Source organism: Amycolatopsis sp. NPDC051106, from assembly GCF_040682775.1.
GTDB lineage: Bacteria > Actinomycetota > Actinomycetes > Mycobacteriales > Pseudonocardiaceae > Amycolatopsis.
Genome location: NZ_JBFBBQ010000022.1, coordinates 98,149 through 114,320, shown reverse-complemented (window position 1 = coordinate 114,320; position 16,172 = coordinate 98,149). Strand labels below are relative to the sequence as shown.

Sequence of the window (16,172 nt, the reverse complement as noted above, 5' to 3'; positions counted from 1 at the left end):
CCGGCAGGGTGACGTGGTCAGCTCGGCAGTGACCTGGCAGGCCCGGGGTGCAGACAAGACGTGTACGCCTGTCCTCCCCTAACGTCCACCAGTGAGGCGTCAGGGCGTCAGGTCGGTCACGCCCCGGCCGGTCGCCATGTCGAACGGCACCGACGCCTGGTCGTGGACGATCACCCAGGCGCCGTCGCGCTTCCGGAGGCAGAAGGTGGCCCGGACCCACATCCCGTCGACCGCCGTCCCGTCGCGCAGGATGCCGCTGACCCGGCCGAAGCCGTGCCCGACGGCGAGGTCGGCGCGCACGGTGAGGGTCAGGTCGCGCAGCTCGTAGTCCACCTTCTCGAAGAACGTGAACACCTTGGCCCAGTTCGCGAGCTTGGCGTCGATCCCGACGTGCTGCAGCGGCGGCTCGACGTCGAACGACACGACATCCTCGGCGTAGACCCGCTTGAGGACGTCGAGATCCTTGGCCCGCAGCCCTTCGATGATCTGCCCTAGCTTCGCCCGGATCTCGGCTTCGGCGTCGCCGCCGCGCAACGGCGCGAGGGCGGTGCTCCAGGCGACGACGTGGTCGAGCAGCGTGTCGAGGGCAGTGAGCTGGTACTCGCCGGGCGCGAAGACGGTGTGGTTCTCGAACTCGGTCGCGAGGGGCAGGGTGACCTGCGGGGCCACGTCGGCCAGCTGCAGCGCCCCGCAGACCAGCCGCAGCTGCTCGACCGAGCGGGCACCGCCGACGCCCCCGTACGAGACGAACCCGGCGGCCTTGGTGTTCCACTCGACGTGCACGTGGTCCATGGCGTTCTTGAGCACGCCGGGAACGGAGTGGTTGTACTCCGGCGTGACCAGGACGAACCCGTCACAGGCGGCGACGGTCGCGGCCCAGGCGCGGGTGCGTTCGTCTTCGTAGCGGCCCGAGAAGCCGGGCGGCTCTTCGAGGTGGGGCAGCGGGTGGTCGCGCAGGTCGATCACCGCGAACTCGGCGTCGGCGCGGAGGCGCGCCCGGTCGTGGACCCAGCGGGCCACCTGGTCCCCCACGCGGCCGGGACGGGTGCTGCCCAGCACGATTCCGATCTTGATCATCGTTCTCCCCTGTTCGGTCGGTTCACCCAGTCCGACGAAACAGGTCGGCGAGATGTCAGGTGGGCCGATGTAGACAGCGTCTACAGAAGTTTGATAGACAGTGTCCACCAGGTGAACCACGGGTTACGGAGATCGGGCATGAGCCACCACCGTTTCGTCGTCCTCGGCGACAGCTGCGCCGAGGGTCTCGACGACCCGTACCCGGACCGGCGCGCCTACCGGGGCTGGGCCGACTTCGTCGCGGCGCGCCTCGCGCAGGACGAGCCGGGCTTCCGCTACGCCAACTTGGCCGTGCGCGGGCGGCGGCTCGACCAGATCGTGCCCGAGCAGATTCCGGCCGCCACGCGCCTCGAACCCGATCTCGTCGCGCTCTTCGGCGGCGGCAACGACGTCATGAGCCGCGGCTGGGACGCGCGGACCGTCGCGCGGCGGGTCGACGCCGCCATCCGGGCCTGCACCGAAATCTCGCCCGTCGTCGTCACGTTCACCCTCAGCGACATCTCCCACCGGATGCCGCTCGGTCGCCGGATGCGGCCGCGGATCGTCGCGCTCAACGAGGCCATCCGCGAAGCCGCCGTCAGCTACGGCGCGCTGCTCATCGACCTCTGGCCCGACCAGGCCGTCACCGACTCGCGGTACTTCGGCGCCGACCGGCTCCACCTCTCCGCCCACGGCCACCGCCGGCTCGCCGCGTACGTCCTCGGCCGGCTCGGCGTCAGCCACGATCCCGCCTGGCTCGATCCGCTGCCCGGCGTCGCGGCGCCGGGCAGCCTGCGCGCCGACGTGCACTGGCTGCTGCGCGAGGTCCTGCCGGTCGCCGTGACGCGTACCCGCAACCGGCTGATCGGCCGCCAGCCCGGCGACGGCTTCTTCCCGAAGCGCCCCGACCTGCTCCCCATGACCCGGGACGAGGCATGGGCACCCGGCAACGCCTGATCGACACCGCGTCCGAGCTGCTGGCCGGCGAAGGCGTCGACGCGGTGACGCTGCGCGGGATCGCGAAGGCCGCCGGCGTTTCGCACGGCGCCCCGCTGCGGCACTTCTCCGGCCGCGCCGAACTGCTGTCCGCGGTGGCGACGCGCGGGTACGCCGACCTCCTCGCCCGCCGGGAGACACTGCCGGGGAACTCGCCGCGAGAGCGGCTCACCGCCGCCTGCCACAGCTACCTCGACTTCGCGCTGACCAACCCGGCGATGTTCGAGCTAATGTTCCGCCGCGACCTCGTCGACGCGGACGACCCGGCGCTTTCGGCGGCGGCGAGCGCGGTGTTCGATACCTTCGCCGTGCTGGTGGCGGCGGTACCGACGCCGCTCGCGCGGTCGGGCGCCGACCTGCGGCTGGTCGCGGCGTCGCTGTGGGCAGCGCTGCACGGCCTCGCGCAGCTGTGGCTGTGGGGCGGCCTGGCCGGCGCGAGCTTCGCGCCTTCGCCGGAGGCGGCACTGGCCGTCACGCTCGACGCGTACCTCGGTTAGAGCCCGGCGAAGAGAGCGCACCAAAGCCCTCCCCCTTGCCTCGGGTTGGAACCCCCCTCTCCACCGAGCCGGGCGAGGTCGAACTCCGCACGGTGAAGACGCACCTCAACCGCCTGATGGCGAAGCTGGGCATTTCGAGCCGCGCGCAGGCGGTGGTCGTGGCGTACGAAACCGGTCTCGTGTCGCCGGGCGACACGCGCACCCGGTGCACGCGTCCGAACACCTGATCGAATATCCTGCCTCCCATGACCGAGTCAGACCCGCAGCTCGAGCGCATCCGCAAGCTGCTGGCCAAGGCCGAGGACCCGGCGGTCACCGAGGCGGAGGCCGAGGCCTACAACAAGAAGGCCGCCGAGCTGGTCGCGCGCTACGGCATCGACCAGGCGATGCTCGCCGAGTCGGGGGCGACCTCCGACGAGATCGGGACGCTCAAGATCCCGATGAACGACCCGTACAGCCGCGACAAGGCGAGCCTGCTGACCTCGGTCGCCTATCCGCTGCGCTGCCGGACGCTGCTGCACCGCTACGGCCAGAAGGTCGAGAGCGTCACCGTGTTCGGCTACCGGTCCGACCTCGGCCGGGTCGAGCTGCTGTTCACCAGCCTGCTGCTGCAGGCGAGCACGCAGCTGACCCGCGTCCGGCCGGACGGCTTCTTCCCCGGCGAGTCCCTCGCAGCCTACCGGCGCACGTGGCTGCACGGCTTCGCCCGCGCGGTGCACGAGCGGCTGTCCCACGCCGAGCAGGAAGCGGTCCGCACGGCGGCACCCGGCAAGCGGTCGGCCGAGCTGGTGGTCCGCGACCGCGCGCAGCTGGTGCAGCACGCGTTCGACTCCGAGTACGGCGATCTGCGGTCGGCCGCACCCCGCCGGCTGTCCGGCAGCGGCTACCTCGACGGCCACGACGCCGGGACGAGGGCCAACCTCGACCCCTCGGCGTTGACCCGCCGCCTGAAAGCCTTGCGCTGAGCCCAGCTTGCGCCGATACCTGGCGTGGTCGACGGCAGAGCCGGTCGCCGACTCACGCCGCTTGCTTCCGATGCAGTTCCCACCGAGCCGCGGCCGACTCCTTCCCGAACCCTCAGGGATCACCCTGATACCCCCTCGGCGCACCACCTGCTAACTTTTGTTGGCATGTGGACCACCGGCGACGAGCTGCTGCGGCTGCTGGGTGCCCTCGGCAACCCGCACCGGCTGCGGATCGTCGCCGCCCTGCGCGCCGAGCGCACCTACGTCAGCAAGCTCGCGCGCGAGCTGCGGATCAGCCGTGCGCTGCTGCAGGTCCACCTGCGCAAGCTCGAAGCCGCGGGACTGGTCGAGGCCAGCTTCGAGGTCGGCGAAGACGGGAAGACGCTGCGGTTCTACGAGCTCACGCCGTTTTCCGTCGTCCTGACGCCCGAAACCATCGCGGCCGCCGCGCCGACGCTGACCACACCGGAATCCGTCCAAGGGGACGGCGAGGAGGGACGCACATGAACTGGCACCAGTGGCAGGAGATCATCGGCGTGACCGGGGTCTTCGTCCTGATCACCGTCGTGCTGTCGATCGCGATCGTGCAGCTGGCCTCGACCTGGCGCGCCAAGGCCACCCTCGCGCGCGAGGAGGAATACCGGAGCCTCGCCGAGAAAGCCGTGCGGACGCAAGAAGAAACCGAACGGCAGCTGCGGGACGTCCAGGACCGGCTGCGGTCCATCGAACACGTGCTCAAGGAGGTCGACTGACCTGAGGCCCTGGACCGCCGAGCGGCAACTCGGCGGCCCAGGAAGAAGAAGCACCCACTCGCCCGAAGGCGAGCTCTCATCGGATCACTCCTTCACGGAAGGACTTTAGTTCATGCTGCCCGCAAGCACCCCCGTGGTCGAACGCGTCACGAACTGGTCGCTGCGCCACCGCGCCGCCGCGATCTTCGGCTGGCTGGCGCTCGTCGCGCTCTCCTGGGTCATCGGCACGTTCGCCCCCGGCACCGACGCACGCTCGAGCCCCGCCGGCGACGCCGGGACCGGCCAAGCCGTCCTCGACCGCCAGGACTCCCGCGAACCGTTCTGGGAGAACGTCCTCGTCCCCCGCGACGCCACCGCCGTCGTCACCGACCTGGTGACGACGTTGACGGCGTCCGGGGCGGTCGCGGACATCCGCTCCCCACTCGACGACCCGGCCCAGGTCTCCGCCGACGGCCGCGCCGGCCTCGTCACCTTCCGGATCCTCGGCTCCGGCGAAGAGATCCGGCGAAACCTCGCGACGGCGGCCTCGGCCGTCACGACAGTCGCCGCCCGGCACCCGGACGCCCGGCTCGCGCAGGCGGGCGACCTCAGCGTGTCCGGCGCGGTCGACCAGAGCATCAAGGAGGACATCAAGCGGTCCGAGACGCGCTCGCTGCCGCTCACCCTGCTGATCCTGCTGGCCGTGTTCGGCTCGCTGGTCGCGGCCGCCGTCCCGGTGCTGCTTGCGGGCACCACGGTCTTCGCGACCTTCGGGTTCCTGTCCGCAGTGGACAACTGGATTCCCGTCAACAGCGCCACTTCCTCGATGACGTTGCTGATCGGCATGGCGGTCGGCGTCGACTATTCCCTGTTCTTCCTGCGCCGGGCCAGGGAAGAACGCGGGCACGGCGTCGAGGAGTCGCTGCGGATCGCCGCCCGGACGTCCGGGCACGTGATCGTCGTGTCGGGACTGACCGTCGTGCTGTGCGTGACCGGCCTGCTCTTCACCGGGCTCGACAACCTCCGCGGCCTGACCGTGAGCACGATCCTCGTCGTCGGTCTCGCCGTGCTGGCGTCGGTGACCGTGCTTCCCGCGACGCTCTCACTGCTCGGAACCCGCGTCGACCGTCTCCGGATCCCGTGGCTGGGCAAGCGCGGCCCCCGTTCGCGGTTCTGGGCGGCGGTGGCCGGCGTCGTCACCCGGCGGCCCGCGCTGTGGAGCGGGATCGCCGCCGGGCTGCTGGTCCTGCTCGCTCTGCCCGCCGCCGGAATCCGGCTGCAGGACCCGGCTCCGACCGAAAGCCTGCCGCGCAGCGTCCCGGTGATCGACGCGGCCGCGCGCGTCCAGGAAGCGTTTCCCGGCGTGACGATGCCCGCGCACGTCGTCCTGTGGAGCGACCGCGGCCCGGTCGACACGCCCGCGGTCCGCCGGGCGATCGGCGAACTCACCGTCGGAACGCCGAAGCCGGCGGTCGTGGTTCCGGTGGACGACGCACTCGTCGTGCGGATCCCGCTCGGCGGCACCGGAAACGACGAAGCGGCCGACCGGACGTTGACGGCGTTGCGGGAAACCCTGCTGCCACAGACGATCGGCGGTTTGGACGGCGTCCACTTCGCCGTCGCGGGCCGGACCGCGGAAGCGCACGACTTCACCGCGCAGGTCCTGGAACGAGCGCCGTACGTCTTCGGGTTCATCCTGCTGCTCGCGTTCGTGCTGCTGCTCGTCGTGTTCCGGTCGGTCGCCGTGCCGGCGGTGTCGATCCTGCTCAACCTGCTCTCGGTCGGCGCGGCCTACGGCGTACTGACGCTGGTCTTCCAGGACGGCTTTCTCGCACCGCTACTGGGCTTCACGCCCTACGGCGGCGTGCTGGGCTGGCTGCCGATGTTCCTGTTCGTGCTGCTGTTCGGGCTGAGCACGGACTACCACGTCTTCATCCTCAGCCGGATCCGCGAACGACGGCTCGCGGGCGGCTCGGCGCGCGAGGCGATCGTCGAAGGGACGGCACGCAGCTCCGGCGTCGTGACCAGCGCCGCCCTGATCATGACCGGCGTGTTCAGCATCTTCCTGAGCCTCGCGGCGATCGAGTACAAGATGCTGGGCCTGGGTATGGCCTTCGCGATCCTGCTCGACGCGACACTCGTGCGCGGCGTGCTGCTGCCCGCGGCGCTGGCCTTGTTCGGCGACCGGCTCTGGCGTCCGAAAGCTGTAGCAGGCCTTAAAGATCACTCCAGAACTCTTCACTTGTCCTGACAGATCATTTTCGGCACCGTGGACGGTGTGACTGGATGGGTGCGCATCGCGGTACTGGCCTTGCTGTGGGGGTCGGGTTTCCTGTGGATCAAGCTGGCCTTGACCGGGCTGAGCCCCGTCCACCTCACGCTCGTCCGCTGCGCGCTCGGCGCGGTGACGCTGCTGGCCATGGCCTTCGGCACCGGCCAGCGCCTGCCGCGCGACCGGCGGACGTGGGGCCGGCTGGTCGTCGCCGCGTTCTTCTGCAACGCCCTGCCGTTCGCACTCTTCGGGATCGGGGAACGCACGGTGGACTCCGGTGTCGCGGGCGTCATGAACGCCACGACACCGTTGTGGTCACTGCTGATCGGCGTCGCGCTCGGCACGGACCGCCGGCTCGGGCCGGTCCGGTTGCTGGGGCTGGGGGTCGGGTTCGCCGGTGTGCTGGTGATCTTCGCGCCGTGGCAGCAGTCAGGTCTGCTGAGCGGCGGCGCGCTCGCGCTGCTCGGGGCCGGGCTCAGCTACGCGATCGCGTTCGCCTACATGGCCCGGAAACTGCCACCTGACGGCGCACCGCTCGCGCTGTCGGCCGCCCAGCTGATGACGGCGACCGCGTTGACCGCGCTGGCCCTGCCCGTGTCCGGCGTGGCGCCGCACCTGAACCTGACCGCGCTGGTGGCGGTGACGATCCTCGGCGTCTTCGGGACCGGCATCACCTTCTACCTCAACTACCGGGTCCTGACCGAGGAAGGCCCGACGGCCGCCGCGACCGTCGGCTACCTGCTCCCGGTGGTGTCGGTCGCGCTCGGCGCGGTCGTCCTCGGCGAGCCGCTGACGCCCCGGGTCGTCGGCGGCATGGTGATCGTGCTGGCCGCCGTCGGCCTGACGCGGTGGCCGGCTCAAGCGAAGGTGCCGACGAGTTCGCCCGGTGGCGTCGCGACCCCGAAGTAGTCGCCCGTGCCCAGCTCCGCGCCGGCCGTGCCCCACCAGCTCGCCTGGTCCTCGGTGTGGATCCCGTCGACGACGAGCGTGGCACCGACCTGCCGGACGAGGGGCACCAGCGCGCTCAGGAACGTCGAGTCCGACCACGCCTGCCACTGCGTGAGCCGCCGGTCGACGCGGACGATGTCGACCGGCAGGTCCTCGACGGCCCGCAGGTCGCCGGCCCCGAGCCCGAACTCGTCGAGCATGACGCGGACCCCGAGACCGGCGAGCGCGGTGACGTTCTCGACGACCCCGGACACCGGCAACGCGCCGACCGGGACGCCGAGCGTCAGCTGGTCCGGCGGCAGGCCGGTGTCCGCGAGCATCCGCGTCACGCGCGTGCCGAGGGCGTCGTCGGACACCTGGTGCCCGGTGAGCCCGGCGACCACCGGCAGCCGGGAACCCGCGCGCTGCCGCCACCATTCGCCCTGCCTACCCGCCGCGCGCAGCAGCCAGTCCCCGAGCGGCAGCGCGAGCCCGGTCGACTCGGCGAGCTCCGCGCAGCGTTCGTGCCCCAGCGGCCCCTCGGCCGACCGGTCCCAGTGCAGGCGGGCCTCGAACCCGGCGACCTCGCCGTCGGCCAGCCGCGCCAGCGGCCGGTAGCGCACGCCGATCTCGCCGTTCTCCCAGGCACCGGCCATGCCGACGGCCAGCGCCTGCGTCCGCCGGTCCTGGGCGTCGGCGTCCCGGTCGAACACCTTCCACTGACCGCGCCGGCGCACCTTGGCGCGCCGCAGCGTCTGCTCGGCCGCGCGCAGCAGTTCCGCCGGGTCGATGCCCTTGGCCGGCCGGTGCACCACGCCCGCGCTGGCCGACAGCGCGAGCCCGTGGCCGCCGACGAAGAACGGCTCGGCGAGCTCGTCGTTGATCGCGCGCACGATGGTGTCGATGTCCGGCGTCGTCGCCGAGTTCTCGACGAGGATGCCGAACTCGTCGGCGTGGAACCGCGCGATCATGGCCCGCTCGCGGGCCATGACGGCCTTCAGCCGCTGGGCGAAGTGCACCAGCAGCTGCTCACCGACGCGGGTGCCGAGACTGTTGCAGACCATGCCGTACGCGTCGAGGTCGACGTGGAAGAGGGTGACGCCGTATTCCGGGTCGGCGCGCCGCAGCGCCGCCTCGAGGTGCGTGCCGAAGTACTGGCGGTTCGGCAGGCCGGTCAGCACGTCGTGCAGCGCCTGGCGGCTCAGTTCGCCCTGCAGCAGCATCAGCTCGGTGCCGTCCTCCACCACGACGACGAAGTGGCCGGGCCGGTCTTCGGCGTCGCGCAGCAACGACGCGGTGAGCGAGATGCGGGCGACGTCGCCGTCCTTGCGCAGCAGCCGCTGGGACTGCCGGACCCGCTCCTTGCCGCCGCAGACCAGCGCGGTCATCCCCTCGCGGAAGGCCTCGACGGACTCCGGGTGGACGTGGTCGTCCATCAGCGTCCCGGCCAGCTCGCCGGCCGGGTGCCCCAGCATCTCGGCGAGCGCGGCGTTCGCGCGCACGATCCGGCCGTCGAGCGAGACCAGCGCGATGCCGCTCGCGGACGACGTCACCACCTCGTCGAAACGCGCTTCGCTCTGCTTGAGGTTCCACTGCGCGTCCCGCACCGCCTTGAGCAGCGCGAGGTGCATGATCTCCTGCTGGTCGAGGACGCTGCGCTCGTGCGCGACCAGGAAGCCGCAGGAGAGCGCGCCCAGCGTCAGCGCGATCGGCTCGGCGAAGCGGTCCGCCGGCCGCAGTTCGGGCAGCCTCGGCAGGCCCTTCCCGAGGACGTCGAGCGTGCACCGCAGGCCCGGCTCGCCGACGTAGCCGAGCCCGACCAGCCGGGCGCCGATCCGCTCGGCGGGTGCCGTGTCCGCGGACGCGCCACGCAGGGAGTCGACCAGCGTGTCGAGCATTCCGCGCAATTCTTCGCCGAGCAGCTCCCGGCTCAGCGAAACGACGGTCACGCCGCTGAGCAGGTACGCCCATTTCCGGGCGAGCACGGTCCGCGCCCGTTCGGGGTCGGGACCCGCCGGCTGCTCCGGCACTTCTTCGATCATCGGCATCCGCGGCGTCCGCTCAGCTCTTGCGGCCGATTCCGGCGTAAACGAGCATGTTCATCTCGGCCGCGGCGGCGATGTCCGCCGGTCCGGACGGCCGCCATTCGCCGCAGCCGACCAGCCCCGGTTCGACGATTTCGTACCCCGTGAACAGCTCGGACACCTGGGCGTGCGAGCGCAGTGTCACTTGGTCGGGACTGCGGCTTTCCTTGATCACGTCGGTCGCTTCTCCGAGATTTTCGCCCTGGTGGTCGCCGGTCACATGGGTGATCGCGAGAAAACTTCCCGGCGCCAATACCGAACTGTAGCGCGCGACGAGGTCGAGCGGATCATCCGCGTCCGGGACCCAATGCAGCATCAACAGCATCATCAATCCGACCGGCTTTTCGAAGTCGAGCAAACCGCGCACCGACGGCGCATCGAAGATCTTTTCCGGGTCCCGCATGTCGGCGTGCACGATCGCTGCACGATCGTTGCCGGACAGGATGAGTTCACTGTGCGCGACCGCCACCGGGTCGCGGTCGACGTACACCACCCGGCAGCCGGGATCCTGCTCCTGCGCGACCTCGTGCACGTTCGCCACCGTGGGGATACCGGAGCCGATGTCGAGGAACTGCCGGACCCCCTGGCCGGTCAGGAACCGCACCGCGCGCCCGAGGAACGCGCGGTTCACGCGCGCCGCGTCGCGCAGCCCGGGCATCGCGCGCTCGATCTGCTCGCCCACCGCGCGATCGACGGCGAAGTTGTGGCCGCCGCCGAGCATGAAGTCGTAAGTGCGCGCCATGCTCGGCACGGAGATATCGACACCCGATGGAACCCATTCCGGTGATCGTGTCACGGAAAACACCTTCTCAGCCGTTTCGGATCGGAAAGAGCTTAGCGATTCGCGGTGGCCCGGTGACTGCGCCATCCGCGTGAGCGCACACCACCCGATCGGGCACTGTCCGGTTCGGCCGGACGCGCCTACCGTAGGCCGTCTCGTTGGGAAGTCCACACAATGGCGTAACGAGGAGTCCACATGACCGTGCCGGTGGCTCCGGGCCGGTGGCCTTTTCTCGGGCACACTCCGGCACTGCTGCGTCAACGCTCCGCATTCACCGATTCTTTGCACGAACACGGGGAAATCGTCGAAGTCCACCTCGGCCCGCTGCCCGCGTACTTCGTCACCAGCCCCCGGCTGGCGCACGAAGTGCTGGTCACGGCCGGCCCGAAGTTCCGCAAGGGCGCCATGTTCGACAAGTTCAAGCCGTTCGTCGGAAATGGCTTGGTGCTTTCGAACGGCGACTTCCACCTCCGGCAACGCCGGCTGATGCAGCCGGCGTTCCACCGCGACCGGCTGGCCGCGTACGCCGAGATCATGCGACGCGCAGCGGTGGAGCTGAGCGACTCGTGGCGGCCGGGCGAAGTGCGGCCGCTCGACGAAGACCTGCAGGGGCTCGCGGTGACGATCGTCGGCGAGGCCCTGTTCTCCACCGAAATCGGGAAAGCCGCGGTCGAAGAAGCCCGCCGGTCCATTTACCTCATCATCCAGCAGGGAATGATTCGCGCGTTGTCCCCGAAGTTCGTCGAAAACCTGCCGATACCCGGCAACCGGCGGTTCGACGAAGCCATCAAGCGGATGCAGGACATCGTCGTCGAGGTCATCCGCGACTGGCGCACCGAAAGCGTCGACCGCGGTGACCTGCTTTCGACGCTCCTGCTCGCCGGCATGACCGACGAGCAGGCCCGCGACGAGGTGCTCACCCTGCTCACCGCGGGCATCGAGACGACCGCGCTGGCGCTGTCCTGGACGTTCCACGAGCTCGGCCGGCACCCCGACGTCGAGGCGCGGGTGCACGCCGAGGTCGACGAGGTGCTGGGCGGCCGGCCGATCACGATCGACGACATCGCGCGGCTGACCTACGTCCGGCAGGTCGTCGACGAGGTGCTGCGCTGTTACCCGCTGTGGATGCTGATGCGCCGGACGCTCGAGGAGGTCGACCTCGGCGGCACGCGGATCCCGGCGGGCGCCGAAGTGATCGTCAGCCCGCACGCGCTGCACCACGATCCCGCGTCGTTCCCCGACCCGGACCGGTTCGATCCCGGCCGCTGGGCACCGGAGCGGGTGGCGCGGCTGCCCAAGGGCGCGTTCGTCCCGTTCGGCGCGGGCGGGCGGCAGTGCATCGGAAACCGCTTCGCCCAGCACGAAATCGTCATCACGGTGGCCACGGTGGCCGCGCGCTGGCGGCTGGTCCCGGTCCCGGGCCGGCCGGTGCGCGTGAAGTTCACCTCCGCCGCTTACCCGGACAGCCTGCCGATGACGGCTGTCCCCCGTCACCAGTAGAAGGGTTTTTCTCCCGTGCTACGCCGATTTTTCGCTGTCTTCGTGCTGTTCGCGGCCACGGTGTTCGTGCCCGCTCCGGCCCAGGCGGCGCCGACCTGCCAGGACTTGTACGTCCCCGTCACGGTGGCACTCCTGCCGCAGACGATGCACGGGCGCCTGTGCGCCCCGGCCGGCGCGTCGACCGTCGTGGTCCTGATTCCCGGCGGCACGTACAGCGCGTCCTATTGGGACATCGGCTACACGCCGGAGATCCGGTCGTTCCGGCTGGCGATGAACCAGGCGGGGATCGCGACGTTGGCCTTGGACCGGCTCGGCACCGGGCAGAGCTCGAAGCCGTTGAGCGCGCTGCTGAGCGCGTCCGTCCAGGCGACCGCGGCGCACCAGGTGGTCCAGGCGGTGCGCCCGCGGTTCGCGAAGGTGGTCGTCGGCGGCCATTCGATCGGTTCGGCGATGGCGATGATCGAGGCCGGCCGCTACCGCGACGTCGACGGCGTGCTCGTCACCGGGATGACACACCGGATGAACCTGGTCTCGGTGATCCCGACGCTGGCCCAGATGATCCCGGCCCCGCTGGACCCGGCCGTCCCCGGTCGCGACGCGGGCTACCTGACCACCGACCCCGGCACCCGCTACGCGGCCTTCCACACGCCAGGCCCCTACGACACCGCCGCGATGGCCTACGACGAGTCCACAAAGGACGTCTTCGCGGCGACCGAGGCGGTGGACAGCCTGACGCTGACGACCGTCGTCACCCCGGCGTCCCAGCAGATCACGGCACCGGTCCTGCTGGTGGTGGGCAACGACCCGAACTTCTGCGGGCTGCTGGGCAGTGACTGTTCGTCACCCGAGGCGTTGCGGGCGTCCGAAGCACCGTTCTTCGGTACCTCGCGGCTGCAGACGTACATCCTGAACGGCTACGGCCACGCGATCAACTACGCCCCGAACGCGCCGACGTACTTCGGCGTGGTGGGAAACTGGCTGAAAACGCTGTCGTAACGGTCGGTCGGACGGGCGCGACCCTCATTCGGCGATGAGGGGAGCGCCCGACATGATCGACTACGCCCACCAGCACCACGTACTCGACCAGTACGTCCGCGGCGAGCACCGCGAGGAATCGCTGACGGCCCTCCGGCGCTACTTCGACGAGCGCCGCTACACCGGCCGCTGGTTCGAGCGTTTCGCCGGCGGCGGCGACGGCCTGTCGGTGGCCAACACGGTGACCGAAGCGGACGTCCTGGCGCTGAACTTCCTCAGCATCACGAGCCTGGCGGAAGTCGCGATCGACACGACGATGACCCACGCCCACCGGATCACGGAGCTGCTGGAGCAGATCCCGGCGGACGTCTCCATGCATTCGGCCCCGTGGTCCACGTACGAGCGGGGCGCACCGGCCGACCAGCTGTGGGAGCTGTTCAGGCAGTGCGGCGGCAAGCACCGCCCGGTGACGGCGTCCAAGCTGCTGGCCCGTAAGCGCCCCCGCCTGACCCCGGTGTACGACAGCCAGGTCAGCGCGATCCTCAAGGCGCCCGCGAGCCCGTGGAACTGCCTGTGGAGCTGGTTCCACACGGACCCGGCCCGGACGTCGGCCCTGGCCGAGCTCCGCACCGAAGCGGGCGGCATCGAGGACATCAGCTTGCTGAGGTGCCTCGACGTCGTGCTGTGGATGCGGGCTCGGGCGCACACGTGAGCTGGATGATGTCGTGATGAAGAGCGATTTGGAAGCTCGCCTCGAAGCACTCGAAAAGCTGGACGATCCGGCGAAGCGAGGCCGGGACCTCGAACGACTCGCCGCCGAGATGTTCCGCCACCATCATTTCGATGTCAGCCGGAGCCCGGGCACGGCCCGGCCGCGGCAGACCGACGTCCTGGCGACCAGGGACGGCGAGACTTATCTGATCGAGTGCAAGTGGCGGAACGCCCGGGCGGACATCGACGACATCGACAGTCTCCGCTCGCGACTGAGGCGAACGGACCGGCGGGTTGTCGGTATCCTCCTCAGCTTCACGGGCTTCGCCGGTTCGGTCATCTCGGACGTCGAGCAGCACCGGCGTCAGCCGATCCTGTTGATCTCGGGCGAGGAACTCCGCTTGGTTGTCTCGGGACTCGTTCCCCTGCCAGAACTGCTGTGGCGGAAGAGAGAAGCGCTGCTCACGAATGGCACAGTCTTGCTCGACGAGCCCGACACGAAGCGGCCGAAGGTACCGAAAGCCGACTTGCCGGTAGCCGACCTGCAGTTCATGCAACCTGACGGCAGTCGCAGCCGGTTGGTCGAATGTGCCGGACAGTTCGGGCAGTTCGTCTTCGCACACGAGCTCCCGGACATCGATTGGGTGGCAGCTCACGGCTTCGGCGTCACTCTCGACGTGTCACCGAGAGGCCTCGATGAACACGGGCTGCTCCAGCTCGTCGAAAAGCTAGCGGCTCTGGGATGGGCAACGAAGGACGCACGGTGGAGCATCCAGCAGCCGAACCAGAACTGGCACGGCCTCGGTTCGGCGGCGTTCGCCGAACAGCTTCCACAGTGGAGGCAACGTGCGGAGACGCTCGGCGCCCACGACAGTGAAGAGATTTGCTACCTCGACCGGTGTGATGGTGGGTTCTACACGCTGACAGCCAACCTGGCCGCGCACCGGACGCGACGAGCTGTGGCCATCACTCTCTCCTTCGAACTCGAAGGAATACCGCTCGACAGCGCACCGCTCGTACACCTGTGCCGGTCGATCGGCGTCCACGAAGGCGTGTACTGGCGACCGCGCGGCGGCCAATCAGTCACTCGAAGCAGGGAGCCCCGCCCTCTCGTCTCTGACGTACGACCGCTGGCGTACATCGTCGGGCCCGACAGTTTCCAGGACAACGACACGACCGAATGGATTTCCGGGATCGTCATCGCCAACCCGTTTACCGCCGACCTCGCGGGCACCGACCGAGCAGAATTGCCGGACGGGCTGGCCTTGCTGGAAGCGAGCGAACACCTCATCTGCGCCTTGGCCGAACACCACCTGCTCGATGACCTCAGTCGATACACCTACTACTTGCGGAACATCGAGTACGCGCGGACGTCGGATGCCCTGGTGTGTCGTCCGGTCGCCAACTGGCGACCGGACGAACCCACGCCTACCAGGTGACCGGCAGTGCGTGAACGCCGTAGATGTTCATGTCGGTCCGCAGCTTCACCTCGCCGGCGGGGACGGCGAGCCGGAGAGTCGGGAACCGCCGCAGCAACCCCTCGAACCCGGCCCGCATCTCGATGCGCGCCAGCTGCTGCCCCAGGCACTGGTGCACGCCGTGGCCGAAGGACAGGAGCCCGCGTGCGTTGCGCCGGATGTCCAGCACGTCCGGGTCCGGGAAGCGCTCCGGGTCCCGGTTGGCGGCCAGCAGCGAGACGACCACAGTGGACCCCTTGGGGATCGTTTCACCCCCAAGCGAAAGGTCCTCCGTCGCGTAACGGTAGAAGATGTCGGCGACGGACAGGTACCGCAGCAGCTCCTCGACGGCACCCGGCATCAACGAAGGGTCGGCGGCAAGGGCAGCCAGCTCGGCCGGGTGCTCCAGCAGCGCGAAAGTGCCCAGGGACAGCATGTTGGCCGTCGTCTCGTGCCCCGCGATCAGCATCAGGAACGCGGCCCCGGTCAGCTCCTCGATCGTGAGGTCCTCGTGGCGGGCCAGGTCCGAAAGGATGTCCTCACCCGGCGAAGAACGCTTGCGCGTCACCAGTTCGGACAGGTACGTGTTCAGCGCGATGTACGCGCCCATCTTCTCTTCGAGCGTCTGGTCGCGGACCATGAACTGCGCCGAGTTGGTCTGGAAGCTCTCCCGGTCCTCGTAGGGGACGCCGAGCAGTTCGCAGATCACCAGCGAGGGCACCGGCAGCGCGAACTCCTTGACCAGGTCCACCGGCGGGGCCAGGCGCGCCAGGTGGTCCAGCTGCTGCTCGACGATCTCCGCGATGTGCTCTTCCAGCTGCTTCATCCGCTTGACGGTGAAAGCGCCGGTGAGCCGCTTGCGCAGCCGGCCGTGGTCGGGCGGGTCCATCGCGATGAACATGCCCGGCAGCTGCGGGGACGGCTCGGTCGCCACGGGCATGCCGGGCGTCTCGAACGGCACGTGGACGACGTCGAGGTCCAGCCGCGAGCTGAACCGCGTGTCCGCCATCATCTGGCGCACCGCTTCGTAGCCGGTGACGAGCCAGCCCTCGTGCCCGTCCGGGAACGTCAGCGGGCTCACCGGGCGGGCCTCGCGAAGCTTGGTGATCTCGCGGGGCGGGTCGAAGGGACCCGCGTCCCGCTCCATCGGGAGGCCCTGCGGGGTGTCGCTCATCGGAGGTCCTTTCGTGGTGGTTGTGCCGACCACGATCGCCGCCGGA

Annotated in this window: 15 protein-coding genes and 1 pseudogene; 12 read left to right on the top strand and 4 right to left on the bottom strand. The window is 69.9% G+C overall.

Annotation, left to right across the window (positions count from 1 at the left end; all coding sequences use genetic code 11):
- Positions 1 to 99: 99 nt before the first annotated feature.
- On the bottom strand, positions 100 to 1,077 hold the full coding sequence (locus AB0M83_RS19235; RefSeq protein ID WP_364518746.1) for an NAD(P)H-dependent oxidoreductase: 978 nt from the start codon (positions 1,075 to 1,077) through the stop codon (positions 100 to 102).
- Positions 1,078 to 1,215: 138 nt separating this feature from the next.
- Between AB0M83_RS19235 and AB0M83_RS19230 the strand changes: the two genes are divergently transcribed.
- From AB0M83_RS19230 to AB0M83_RS19195, 8 genes and pseudogenes are all read left to right on the top strand, one after another.
- The gene (locus tag AB0M83_RS19230) at positions 1,216 to 2,013 is read left to right on the top strand and encodes an SGNH/GDSL hydrolase family protein (RefSeq protein ID WP_364518744.1); all 798 of its coding nucleotides are present in this window, start codon (positions 1,216 to 1,218) and stop codon (positions 2,011 to 2,013) included.
- Positions 1,992 to 2,549 (top strand): TetR/AcrR family transcriptional regulator, encoded by a 558-nt coding sequence (locus tag AB0M83_RS19225; protein ID WP_364518742.1) that lies wholly within the window; start codon positions 1,992 to 1,994, stop codon positions 2,547 to 2,549. The genes AB0M83_RS19230 and AB0M83_RS19225 overlap by 22 nt, the downstream gene beginning before the upstream one ends.
- An 89-nt stretch (positions 2,550 to 2,638) precedes the next feature.
- Positions 2,639 to 2,776 (top strand): annotated as a pseudogene (locus AB0M83_RS19220) (LuxR C-terminal-related transcriptional regulator); the annotation flags it as partial.
- Between the two features lie 18 nt (positions 2,777 to 2,794).
- Positions 2,795 to 3,514: a DUF2786 domain-containing protein gene (locus AB0M83_RS19215; RefSeq protein ID WP_364518740.1), complete on the top strand. Its 720-nt coding sequence runs from the start codon at positions 2,795 to 2,797 to the stop codon at positions 3,512 to 3,514.
- A gap of 165 nt (positions 3,515 to 3,679) precedes the next feature.
- Positions 3,680 to 4,021, top strand: coding sequence for a helix-turn-helix domain-containing protein (locus AB0M83_RS19210; protein WP_364518738.1), 342 nt, complete (start codon positions 3,680 to 3,682; stop codon positions 4,019 to 4,021).
- On the top strand, positions 4,018 to 4,266 hold the full coding sequence (locus AB0M83_RS19205; protein ID WP_364518736.1) for a hypothetical protein: 249 nt from the start codon (positions 4,018 to 4,020) through the stop codon (positions 4,264 to 4,266). The genes AB0M83_RS19210 and AB0M83_RS19205 overlap by 4 nt, the downstream gene beginning before the upstream one ends.
- Before the next feature lie 112 nt (positions 4,267 to 4,378).
- A complete protein-coding gene (locus AB0M83_RS19200; protein WP_364518734.1) occupies positions 4,379 to 6,496 on the top strand; it encodes an MMPL family transporter in 2,118 nt (705 codons plus the stop codon).
- Between the two features lie 27 nt (positions 6,497 to 6,523).
- The gene (locus AB0M83_RS19195; protein WP_364518732.1) at positions 6,524 to 7,426 is read left to right on the top strand and encodes a DMT family transporter; all 903 of its coding nucleotides are present in this window, start codon (positions 6,524 to 6,526) and stop codon (positions 7,424 to 7,426) included.
- Here the strand turns inward: AB0M83_RS19195 and AB0M83_RS19190 are convergent.
- Complete coding sequence (locus AB0M83_RS19190; protein WP_364518729.1) at positions 7,375 to 9,486, bottom strand: EAL domain-containing protein; 2,112 nt, start codon at positions 9,484 to 9,486, stop codon at positions 7,375 to 7,377. The genes AB0M83_RS19195 and AB0M83_RS19190 overlap by 52 nt on opposite strands.
- Positions 9,487 to 9,505: 19 nt before the next feature.
- On the bottom strand, positions 9,506 to 10,324 hold the full coding sequence (locus tag AB0M83_RS19185; protein WP_364518727.1) for an SAM-dependent methyltransferase: 819 nt from the start codon (positions 10,322 to 10,324) through the stop codon (positions 9,506 to 9,508).
- A gap of 180 nt (positions 10,325 to 10,504) precedes the next feature.
- Between AB0M83_RS19185 and AB0M83_RS19180 the strand changes: the two genes are divergently transcribed.
- From AB0M83_RS19180 to AB0M83_RS19165, 4 genes are read left to right on the top strand one after another with little or no spacing between them, the layout of a single operon-like run.
- On the top strand, positions 10,505 to 11,809 hold the full coding sequence (locus AB0M83_RS19180; RefSeq protein ID WP_364518725.1) for a cytochrome P450: 1,305 nt from the start codon (positions 10,505 to 10,507) through the stop codon (positions 11,807 to 11,809).
- A 42-nt stretch (positions 11,810 to 11,851) separates the two neighbouring features.
- On the top strand, positions 11,852 to 12,805 hold the full coding sequence (locus tag AB0M83_RS19175; RefSeq protein WP_364518723.1) for an alpha/beta fold hydrolase: 954 nt from the start codon (positions 11,852 to 11,854) through the stop codon (positions 12,803 to 12,805).
- Between the two features lie 52 nt (positions 12,806 to 12,857).
- On the top strand, positions 12,858 to 13,496 hold the full coding sequence (locus tag AB0M83_RS19170) for a DUF6308 family protein (protein ID WP_364518721.1): 639 nt from the start codon (positions 12,858 to 12,860) through the stop codon (positions 13,494 to 13,496).
- 16 nt (positions 13,497 to 13,512) lie between these two features.
- On the top strand, positions 13,513 to 14,934 hold the full coding sequence (locus AB0M83_RS19165; protein ID WP_364518719.1) for a restriction endonuclease: 1,422 nt from the start codon (positions 13,513 to 13,515) through the stop codon (positions 14,932 to 14,934).
- Here the strand turns inward: AB0M83_RS19165 and AB0M83_RS19160 are convergent.
- Positions 14,924 to 16,126 (bottom strand): cytochrome P450, encoded by a 1,203-nt coding sequence (locus AB0M83_RS19160; RefSeq protein WP_364518718.1) that lies wholly within the window; start codon positions 16,124 to 16,126, stop codon positions 14,924 to 14,926. The genes AB0M83_RS19165 and AB0M83_RS19160 overlap by 11 nt on opposite strands.
- Positions 16,127 to 16,172: the final 46 nt, after the last annotated feature.